Source organism: Actinotignum timonense, assembly GCF_030216305.1.
Lineage (GTDB): Bacteria > Actinomycetota > Actinomycetes > Actinomycetales > Actinomycetaceae > Actinotignum > Actinotignum timonense_A.
On the sequence record NZ_JASOKT010000001.1, the window covers coordinates 395573 to 406656 of the forward strand.

The 11084-nt window shown below is 61.7% G+C and carries 5 protein-coding genes and 2 pseudogenes; 2 read left to right on the forward strand and 5 right to left on the reverse strand.

Annotated features, from left to right (window positions below; genetic code table 11):
• Positions 1-16: 16 nt before the first annotated feature.
• Positions 17-2668: a UvrD-helicase domain-containing protein gene (locus QP305_RS01730; RefSeq protein WP_284903555.1), complete on the reverse strand. Its 2652-nt coding sequence runs from the start codon at positions 2666-2668 to the stop codon at positions 17-19.
• A gap of 162 nt (positions 2669-2830) precedes the next feature.
• Complete coding sequence (locus QP305_RS01735; protein WP_284903556.1) at positions 2831-4210, reverse strand: aldehyde dehydrogenase family protein; 1380 nt, start codon at positions 4208-4210, stop codon at positions 2831-2833.
• Positions 4211-4295: 85 nt separating this feature from the next.
• Between QP305_RS01735 and QP305_RS01740 the strand changes: the two genes are divergently transcribed.
• Complete coding sequence (locus QP305_RS01740) at positions 4296-5162, forward strand: DUF981 family protein (protein WP_284903557.1); 867 nt, start codon at positions 4296-4298, stop codon at positions 5160-5162.
• Positions 5163-5345: 183 nt separating this feature from the next.
• Here the strand turns inward: QP305_RS01740 and pflA are convergent, their stop codons facing one another.
• The 3 genes and pseudogenes from pflA to guaA form a co-directional block, all read right to left on the reverse strand.
• On the reverse strand, positions 5346-6224 hold the full coding sequence (gene pflA / locus QP305_RS01745) for a pyruvate formate-lyase-activating protein (RefSeq protein WP_087070580.1): 879 nt from the start codon (positions 6222-6224) through the stop codon (positions 5346-5348).
• Positions 6225-6227: 3 nt separating this feature from the next.
• Positions 6228-8618 (reverse strand): annotated as a pseudogene (gene pflB, locus QP305_RS01755) (formate C-acetyltransferase).
• A gap of 420 nt (positions 8619-9038) precedes the next feature.
• Entirely contained in the window at positions 9039-10616 is a 1578-nt protein-coding gene (gene guaA, locus QP305_RS01760; protein WP_016443034.1) for a glutamine-hydrolyzing GMP synthase, read from the reverse strand.
• A gap of 221 nt (positions 10617-10837) precedes the next feature.
• Between guaA and QP305_RS01765 the strand changes: the two are divergent.
• Positions 10838-11084: pseudogene (locus QP305_RS01765) on the forward strand (phosphate acetyltransferase); the annotation flags it as partial.

Below are 11084 nucleotides of genomic sequence, written 5' to 3' on the forward strand. Positions count from 1 at the left end.
TGCCGGATAAGCGCGGCTACTTCTCCACTTTCGTCAGCGGAGCGAAGCGCAGCATCAAGCGTTTCGTGACCGAGCCGAAAGCGACCTTCGCGGTGGTGGACTTTCCTCGGCCTTCGAAGCCGAGGATGGTCCCCCGCCCGAAGGAGCGGTGCTCCACGGTGTCACCCACCGCGAAGCCCTTGGTATCCGCCGCGGTATCGGCCCCGCCCGCCGCGCTAGCTGCGCCTGCTGTGCCTGAGGTGCCGCTCGAACCGCCAACCGCGGAACCACCCGAACCGCGGGCCGCAGGATGCGCACTACCGGCGGAATCCGCTCGAGATGCCGAGCCTGCGGTGGCGGGCACCCCGAGTTTCCCGGGTTTGAATTTACCTGAGCCGATGATGGGCCCGGCGTCGTCGTCAAAGAAAGAAGGCGCGCGCCGTTCCCGGCGCCCCCACCCGTAACCGGAACCAATACCGGACCCAATGCCACCACCGCGCACCAGATCCTGGGAGGATTGTTCCCGGCGCCAGTCAATAAGTTCGGGCGGGATTTCTTCAATGAAACGCGAAGGTGGAAACTCCTGGGGTGCCCCCCACGACGAGCGTGCTGCCGCTCGCGAAATATAGAGACGTTCACGCGCGCGAGTAAAAGCCACGTAAGCGAGGCGGCGTTCTTCGGCGAGTTCGCTCCGGTCATCCAGAGAACGCATATGCGGGAAGGTGCCGTCTTCCAGGCCGGTGACGAAAACAACCGGAAACTCCAGACCTTTGGCGGTGTGAACCGTCATAAGGGTGGTTTCCCCTTCGGATTCGCTCCCTTCGGGAAGCCGGTCAGTATCTGAGACCAGCGAAATCTGATCCAGCCACTCCCCCAATCCGGCATCCGGATTCTGGGCGGAGAACTCCACCGCGACCGCGTGTAATTCGGCCAGGTTTTCGACCCGGCTGAGATCCTGCGGGTCTTTGGATTCTTGCAGCACGGCCAGGTACCCGGATTCATCCATGAGGTAATCGAGGATATCCGCGGGTTTGCCGCCCGCGGCGGCATCCTGACGCGCCGTTTCGAGGATGCGAGCCAGATCGGCGACGGCGCTGCGGGCCCGGGCCGTCAGCCCCGCAACTTCGCCGCGCTCCGGGTTGGGGCTAGCCACATCGGCCACCGCGGCACCGAAGGAAATATTCCAGCGTTGAGCATGGGTGGCCAGGTGGCCCTGCGCGGTATCCCCCACCCCGCGTTTGGGTTCATTAATGATGCGACGCAGCGAGACGGTATCATCCGGGTTGGCTACCGCGTGCAGGTACGCGAGGGCATCCTTAATTTCTTTGCGCTCATAGAAGCGGGTACCGCCGATGACCCGGTAGGGAATCCCCGAGCGCACGAACATTTCTTCCAGGGCCCGCGCCTGGGAATTGGTGCGGTAAAACACCGCCACATCCCCGTAGCGCACCCCGCTACTATCCCGGAGCCGGTCAATTTCCGTGACAACGAAATGTGCTTCGTCGCTTTCCGAATCGGCCACGTAGCCAGTGATCTTTTCCCCGCTCCCCGAATCCGTCCACAGCTTTTTCGGCCGGCGCCCTTCATTATGGGAAATCACGGCATTGGCGGCAGAAAGAATATTTTGGGTGGAGCGATAGTTTTGCTCCAGAACCACGCTGGTGGCATCCGCGAAGTCCTTCTCAAAATCCTCAATATTGCGGATCGTGGCCCCGCGGAAGGCGTAAATGGACTGATCGGCATCACCCACCACGGTGAGCGCGGAACGCTCCGGGCCCTGCCCGGCCAGGGTGCGTACCAGCACGTACTGGGCGTGGTTGGTATCCTGATATTCGTCCACCAGAATGTGACGGAAGCGGGTGCGGTAGCGCTCAGCTATATCCGGGTGGGAGGTGAGGACCTCCACGGTACGCATAATAAGATCATCGAAATCCAGCGCATTGGCGCGCTCGAGGCGATCCTGGTAGGCGGCATAGGCCTGGGCTAGCACCTGGCCATCCCGATCAGTGGCGGCCGCGGCCTGCGCGGCCGGGGTGACCAGTTCATCTTTGAGATTGGAGACCTGGCGGCTGAGCATTTTGGGAGGGTAGGCCCGGATATCGATGTTTTCTTCCCGGCACACCATGGTCATGAGGCGCTGGGAATCCGCGGCATCGTAAATGGTGAAGGTGGAACGCATCCCGAGCGTGCGGTGTTCGGCCCGCAGAATCCGCACGCAGGCGGAATGGAAGGTGGAGATCCACATGCCGCGGGCCAGGCCGCCGAGCATCCCTTCCAGGCGTTCGCGCATTTCCCGCGCCGCCTTATTGGTGAAGGTGATGGCGAGGATATTGGCGGGGTGGGCCTGCCCGGTGGCGATGAGGTAGGCGATACGCGAGGTGAGCACCCGGGTTTTACCCGAGCCGGCCCCGGCGACCACGAGCAGCGGGCCGCCGCTGTGAACCACAGCCTCCCGCTGGGCGCTATTGAGGCCGGTGAGAATACGCGCCGCCGCGCCCGAGACTTCCGGCGCGCCCGAAACCTCCGGCCCGGCCGCGGCCGCCGGCCTGCCCTGACCAGTAGGCGCACTTTCAGCGGCCTGAGCCGGTGTGGGCACACCCGGGCGCCGCCCCACGGTAGCCCCGGCTTGCTGGGCGGCCGCCACGCGTTCCCGCAGCCGCGCGATTGTTGCTTTGTACGATTCCTCCATAGCCCTTCTAGGGTACGACACCACCCCGACACAAAAAACGCCCCCGAGCTTCGCGTTGCTCTCACTCCGGGCACCGGCCGATGGCATGCAGGACCTGCCTGCCCGGCCGGCCCCGCGCCAGCTAAGCTGCGCCGTCGTACCAACGAAGCTGCGCCGTCGTACCTATCGCGCCGGATGGACGCGCACCGCATGCTCGTTCGTGAAGGCGCGCAAACCCCAGGCGCCCTCCTCGCGACCGTAACCGGAACGATTAATCCCACCAAAAGGCCAGGTGGGCGCCGATTCGCGGTGCTTATTGATAATGGTCATCCCGGCCGCGAGCCGCGCCGCGAACCGCTGCGCCTTCTCCAGATCCTGGCTCCACACCGAGGACTGCAAACCGTAGGCGGTGCTATTGGCCAGCTCGAGGGCTTCCTCCTCATCCGCCACCCGGTAGAGCGCCACCACCGGCCCGAATAATTCGTTGCGAGCGATATCGTGGTCCGCGGGAATATCGGTGAGCAAGGCCGGGGTCATATAGGCGCCCGGCCGGTCAATTTTGTGACCTCCGTAATGGCGGTGTGCTCCAGCGGCGACGGCGCTCGCCACCCGCCGCACCACCTCGTCCCTGGCCGCAATTGAGGACAGCGGCCCCATATCCGTGGCCGGGTCATCATAGGGACCCACCACGATGCTCGCGATCTCCGCGCGGGCCGCCGCGAGGAATTCTTCAAAAACGCTATCCAGCACGATAATGCGCTTATTCGAGGTGCAGACCTGCCCGGCGTTGAACACGCGGGTGCGCACCGCCGCGCGGGCCACCGCCGTGATATCAGCGGCGTCCAGCACCACCATGGCATCATTGCCGCCCAGCTCCAGGAGGGAACGTTTCGTGTACTTCCCGGCCAGCTGCGCAACCGAGGATCCCGCCCGCTCCGAACCGGTCAGCGATACTCCTTTGACGCGCGGGTCCGCCAGGACTTTCTCCGTATCCGCAATATCCAGGTAGATATTCTGGTACACGCCATCGGGCAAACCAGCTTCGCGCAGCAACGCCTCGAATGCGGCCGAGGAACGCGGGCAAATCTCCGCTTGTTTCATGAGAATCGTATTGCCGACCATGAGTTGGGGCAGCGCGAAGCGGGCGATCTGGGAATAGGGAAAGTTCCAGGGCATGATCCCCAGCAAAACGCCCAGCGGCTGATGGAGCACGTAGGTGGGGATGCCATCCCCAGCATCCAGCGCGGTGGGTTCCAGGTAGCGCGGCGCGTTATCCGCGAACCAGTGGGCGTGCTGGCTGACGGTGGCGAGCTCGGCGGCGCCATCGCGCAGCGGTTTGCCCATTTCCCGCCCGATAATATCGGCAAGCTCAGCGCGGCGCTCCGTGACGAGCTCCCCGAAGCGGTGCAGAACAGCGGCGCGGGTGGCCATCGGGGTATCCCGCCAGCTGGTGAAGGCATCCCAGGAAGCACTGATCATGCCCGGGATCGCGGCGGCGGGCAGGGAGGGGAAGCGTTCTTCCACCTCGCCGGTATTGGGGTTATGCACGCGGTAGTGAGTCATGAGTCTAGCCTACTGTGTTGCGGCCCACTGTGCCGGGCGAACCCGGCTATCATGGGGACATTAGTCCTAGAAAGAGAAAGGAGTGGTGAACGTGGGAGATTTCTTCACCGGGGAAAGCGCCCCGGGCATGATTGATTGGGCGTCGATGCCCACCTACAACACCATTATGGCCATCGCGGCCGGAGTGGGCCTGATTCTGGTTGGCCGGCTGCTGGTGCACTTGCGCAGCGCGGTTTCAGCGGGAGCGGTGGGAGCTGGCGCTGCCGCGAGCACAGCTGACGCTCCGGGTGCTACCGCCGCCGCGCATGCCGCCGCCGCGCATGCCGCGGGCGCGGATGCCGCGGGCACCGATGCCGATAAGGCCGTGATCCTGGACGGCTACACCCTGGGCTTCTTCGTGACCGGCCTGATCCAGACGCTAACCGGCCTGCACATGTCCCTCACCTGGCCGCTGGCCGCCGGCGGCTTCCCCTTCGACAATATTATCTTCGGGGAAACCTGCCTCGGCTTCGGCGTGCTCCTGCTGGCGGCGAGTTTCATCCTGTGGAAGCGCGGGGATCGCATCCTCGCCTCCGCCACCCCATTCAACACTTTCGCGCGGATCGCCCGCCCGGTCTCCATTTTCGCGCTGGCAATGGGCTTGGCGCTGCTGGCGATTATGTGCGCCGGGATGGTCTACCAGTTCTTCGCCGCCCCTCCCCAGGAGCCGATTTCCGGGTCCTTCGCGGCCTACCCCTGGTTGGAGTCGATTGCCCTCTCCGCGGTCTTTGGCCTGGCCGGTGTGGGTGCGATTCTCTTCTTCGCCGCGGTGCGCCCGGACGCCCGCGGGCAGGTGCGCGGCGGCGTGGTCAGCGCCGCCTACTGGTGCCTGGTCATCAGCGGGGTCATCTTCATGCTCTTCGGTGCCATGAACTTCTATACCCATATCGGGCTCGTGGTCAATACCATGTAGTACCGCCACGCCGGCGCGCGGCCCGGTGAAGCTGCGGCCGCTCGCGGTGGCCGCAGCGGCGTCGTCGTACTTCACGTTTCTGGTACGACGACGCAACACCGTTCCATCAGTGCACCACGCAAGCACGCACACAAAAGGGCCGCATCCCTTTCGGGACGCGGCCCTTGGCGTCATCCGTAGCGTTTAGAAAGCCGGGGTGTTCAGCCCCAAGCGCCGGAAGTGCTCCCGCGCTTCTTCCACGGCTTGTGGTGACGGCGGTACGACGTCTTCCAGTTGGTAGTCATAGCCAAGTGAATGCCACTTGTCTCGCCCCATCTGGTGGAACGGCAGAACCTCAACGCGGCTCACCGCGTTCTTCCACCGTGCAACGATCTTCGCAACGTTCTCCACGTTCTCCGGATCGTCTGTCAGCCCGGGCACGAGTACGAAACGTACCCAGATTTCCTTGCCCGCGGCAGCCAATCGATCACCAAAATCAATGGTCGGTTGCAGTTCGCGGCCGGTCGTGCGCTTATATACTTCCTCGGATCCCGATTTCACGTCGAGCAACACCATGTCGATGTAATTCATCATTTCGTCGTCGACGTTACGGCCGAGATATCCGGAGGTATCGATACACGTATGGATTCCCATTTCCTTGGCGCCGCGAAGCACGGTCTTGAGGAAGGCGGGCTGCATTAAGCATTCGCCACCTGAGATCGTGATTCCGCCACCCGTCGCCTTGAACATGCGACGGTAGCGCTTCCAGCGCCGCAGCAATTCATCGGAATCCACCGGCTGACCGTCCTTCATGATGAAGGTGTCAGGGTTATGACAGTACAGGCACCGCAGGGGGCACCCTGCCATGAAGACTGTCATTCGGGTCCCGGGCCCGTCCACCGCGGTCACAAGTTCCCACGAGTGGACGGAACCGAGGGTTCCCTCGCGCATCTTGCGAAGCCGTTCTTTGCGTTCGATGTCGTCGAGGACATCGATGCCTCCCAGACCGGCCCCCTGCAACCGACCGGTCGGCGCTTCGAAATCTTGAAGGCCGACCGGTGCTAGTCGCAACTCAGCAGACAATGGTTATGCCGAGTGATGGAAGGTACGCGACAGAACGTCGAGCTGCTGTTCGCGGGTCAGCTTCACGAAGTTCACGGCGTAGCCGGAAACGCGAACGGTCAGGTTCGGGTACTTCTCGGGGTGATCAATCGCGTCCTCGAGGGTGGAGCGATCCAGCACGTTGATATTGGCGTGGTACAGACCCTGCACCCCACCGTTATCTTCGCGAGCAGCCTTCATCGACTCGAGACGCTCTTCGTAGGTCTTAGCCATTTTTTACCTTCTTTTCTTTGTTGGGGGTTGAATCTTAGAGTTTTAGTCTTCTTCAGCCATGAAGCCGGCATCCATAATTCCGACCAGGTTCTTGACCTGCTCTTCCTTATTGCGGCCGAGGCCAGCCGGCGTAATGGTATTCGTCAAGGAAATACCATCGAGGGCATCCTTGTAATCCAGCTTACCAACAGACATCATGGATGCCACCATACCGTGGGTATCCATACCGTTCTCCGGGTTCGCGCCCGGGGAGAACGGAGTGCCAGCCTTGTGGCCGGACGGGAAGGAACCCGTGGCCTTGCCGTACACCACGTTGGAGGTAATGGTCAGCACCGACTGGGTCGGGATGGCATCGCGGTACATCGGGATCGCCTTGATCTTCGACATGATGGTGTGGACCACGGTTGCCGCGATGTCATCAGCGCGGTCATCGTCGTTACCGTAGATCGGGAAGGTGCCTTCCGTCTTGTAATCGACAACGAGGCCGGTTTCGTCGCGAACCGGGTAGACCTTCGCGTACTTGATCGCGGAAAGCGAGTCCGCCACGATGGACAGGCCGGCGATACCGCAACCCATGGTACGGATGATCTCCGAATCATGGAGAGCCATCTCTACCGCTTCGTATGCGTAGCGGTCGTGGCAGTAGTGGATGATGTTGAGAGCTTCAACGTAGGTGCCAACCACCCAGTCGAGCATCTCTTCGTACTTCTGCCAGACTTCATCGAAGTCGAGCGGGCCATCACCTTCGAGCGGGGTGAACAGACCCGGTTCGGTCACCTGCTTGCCGGTCATTTCATCGCGGCCGCCGTTGATGGCGTAGAGCAGGGCCTTAGCGGCGTTCACGCGAGCACCGAAGAACTGCATCTGCTTGCCCACCCGCATCGGGGAAACGCAGCACGCGATGGCGGCGTCGTCGCCCCACTGGTTACGAATCTGTTCGTCAGATTCGTACTGGATGGACGAGGTTTCGATGGAAATAGCCGCGCAGAATTCCTTGTAACCTTCCGGAAGTGCCGGATCCCAGAAAATGGTGATATTCGGTTCCGGAGCCGGACCCAGGTTACGCAGGGTCTGGAGCAGGCGGAAGGAGGTCTTGGTGACGAGGGTACGCCCGTCATCACCGAAGCCGGCATCCGACCAGGTGGCCCAGTAGGGATCACCGGAGAAGATCTGGTCGTAATCGATGGTGCGCAGGAAGCGGACGATACGCAGCTTCATGACGAGGTTGTCAATCATTTCCTGCGCGTCGGTTTCCGTGATGGTTCCGGCGGCCAGATCGCGCTCGAAGTAAATATCGAGGAAGGCGGAGAGGCGGCCGATGGACATGGCCGCGCCGTCCTGGCTCTTCACGGAAGCGAGGTAGCCGAAGTACAGCCACTGCACGGCTTCGCGCGAATTCTTCGCCGGGCCGGAAATATCGAAGCCGTAGATTTCACCGAGGGTCTTGAGCTTCTTCAGAGCCTTGATCTGCTCGGCGTGTTCCTCACGGAAGCGAGCCCAGTGCTCGGAGAAGGGCTGATCGGCCACGGAATCCTTCATGGCCTGCTTCTCTTCGATGAGCTTATCCACACCGTAGAGGGCCACGCGGCGGTAGTCGCCAATAATGCGGCCACGGCCGTAGGCATCCGGAAGACCGGTAATAATGTGCGAGGAACGGGCCGCGCGAATACGCGGGGTGTAAATATCGAAGACCGCATCATTGTGGGTCTTGCGGTAGCGGGTGAAGATCTTCTTGATCTCCGGATTGACTTCCTTGCCCGCTTCCTTGATGGCGGTTTCCACCATGCGCCAGCCGCCATTGGGCATCATCGCGCGCTTGAGCGGAACATCCGTCTGCAGGCCGACGACGACGTCGTCGTCTTCGGAAATGTAGCCGGCGGGGAAAGCGTCAATATCGGCCGGGGTGTCGGTGTCGACGTCGTACACGCGACGGCGGCGCTCCTCGGAGAGGTAATTTTCCTCAAGAGACTCCCACAGCCGGGTGGTCTTCTCCGTCGGGCCGGCCAGGAACGAAGCATCCCCTTCGTAGGGGGTGTAGTTCTTCTGGATGAAGTCACGAACGTCAATGGCTTCATTCCAGGTGCCGGACGTGAAACCCGCCCAGGCTTCCTCTGTTGGGGTATCGGTAGCAGTGCGCTCCATGTGCGTCTAACTCTCCTTGTGTCGTGTCAGTACCCGTTATTATCCAAGCATAAAGCAACTTACAAGCGGAACGGATGTTCCGTAAGAAATTGCCGCACGCTTGCGTCCGCACCGTATCCACGCCTTCGCGTGAATCGCTACGGCACCGAGGTAACAAGTCCTGATTCTTTTACCTGTTGTCCGTATCAATCGGTCAGGCACAAGCGACTCTCGATTGTATTGTCCGGCACGGGCGGCGGGCGTATATCACTCGCTGTCCGCGCCTACATTTATCCTAACGCGCTTGCGTGAAAAAACATTCCCAGACACGTGAGATGAGCGGCGCACATTCCCGCGGCGCCCCCGGCGGGCGCGCCGATACGCGACTTCACGTCGCCACCCCTCTCACATGTGTGAGGAATCACTTTTTAGCCGGTAGTGTTACTCCCATTCAATTGTTGCCGGCGGCTTGGAGGTCACGTCCAGAACCACGCGATTAACTTCCGCAACGGAGTTCGTAATGCGGTTGGAAATATGGGCGAGCACATCGTAGGGAACCCGCGCCCAATCGGCCGTCATCGCATCCTCAGAGGAAACCGGGCGCAACACGATGGGATGCCCGTAGGTACGGTGGTCCCCCTGCACGCCCACGGAATGCACCTCGGCGAGCAGCACCACCGGGCACTGCCAAATCTCGGCATCCAGCCCGGCCGCGGTGAGTTCTTCGCGGGCAATAGCATCGGCTTCGCGCAGGATACGCAGGTTATCTTCAGTGACTTCACCGATCACGCGGATCGCCAGGCCCGGCCCCGGGAAGGGCTGGCGGGCCACGATTTTCTCCGGTACGCCCAGTTCGCGCCCGATGGCACGCACCTCATCCTTGAAGAGGCTGCGCAGGGGTTCGATGAGCTCGAAATTCATATCTTCGGGAAGGCCGCCCACATTGTGGTGGCTCTTAATATTGGAGGCGCCTTCTCCCCCGCCGGATTCCACCACGTCCGGGTAGAGAGTGCCCTGGACGAGGAATTTCACGTCTTCCCCGCCGCCGAGCTTATCTACCAGCTGGCGCTGCGCGCTTTCGAAGGAGCGGATAAATTCGCGCCCGATAATCTTGCGCTTCGTTTCCGGATCGCGCACGCCGGCCAGCGCGGAGAGGAAGCGCTGGGATTCATCAATGGTGAAGATGCGAATGCCGGTGCTTTCCGCGTAATCGCGTTCCACCTGCTCGCGTTCACCGGCACGCAGCAGCCCGTGGTCAATAAAGAAACAGGTGAGCTGGTCACCAATCGCTTTGTGCACAAGCGCCGCGGCAACCGAGGAATCCACCCCACCCGAGAGCGCGCAAATCACCTGCGCGGAGCCGACCCGCTCGCGAATCTGAGCCACCTGCTCATCAATAATGGAGGACGGAGTCCAGTTCGGGCTGATTCCCGCGCCTTCGTAGAGGAAGTTTTCCAGGGCGGCCTGGCCGCGTTGGGAGTGGAGCACCTCCGGGTGCCATTGCACGCCGAAGAGCCGGCGCTTGCGATCTTCAAAAGCGGCCACCGGGGTTTCATCGGTGGCGGCGGTCACGGTGAAGCCTTCCGGGGCTTCGCTCACGGCATCCCCGTGGCTCATCCACACGATCTGCTTATCTTCTAGACCGGCGAAAAGGCAGGAATCACCAGCGGTGCGGGCTTCGGTGCGCCCGTATTCGCGGGTGCCGGTGCGCCCCACGCGCCCGCCGAGGGCCTGGGCCATGGCTTGGAAGCCGTAGCAGATACCGAGGATAGGTACCCCGGCCTCAAAAATGTCTTTATCGATTGCGGGCGCACCTTCCGCGTACACGGATGCCGGGCCGCCGGAAAGAATAATGGCCGCGGGCTTTTTCGCCAGCATATCCGCAGCCGACATGGTGTGCGGAACAATTTCTGAATAAACGTGTGCTTCACGAACGCGCCGCGCAATGAGCTGAGCGTACTGCGCACCAAAATCGACAACAAGAACCGGGGAATTATCGCTGGTATTCACGCTGTTCATTCTAGTGATTAAAACGCGCCGGCGCCTACTGGGAGCCGGCCCGCGCCCGGAAGCTTTCTAGGACCTTCGTCACCGGATAGGAACGACGACGCCCACCCGCTCGCGCGGACCTGAGCTGGGCATGCACATCAGCTCGCAAGATGTGAGATTATTTGAAGGGATATCCCGGCGTGGATACGCCTATTTTTTCAAGGGTCCTCACGGGCCGGAAGGATAAGAAAGTGACCTACAGCGTATATTTCACCGCGGTAGAAGGTAATGCGGGCACCCAGGCGGTGGCCAGCGCCTACGTTGATGTACTCACCTCTACTTACAAGAACGTCGGGGTGTTCCGGGCGTTCACCAACGGAAATATCGAAAATGACTCCGCCTTCCTTCAGCTGCTCGACCAGGTTGGCCGCGGCGAGGATCGCGATATTGCTTGGGGTTCGAGCCGGCAGGCCTACGTGGCTGACGAAGAAGAAGCCA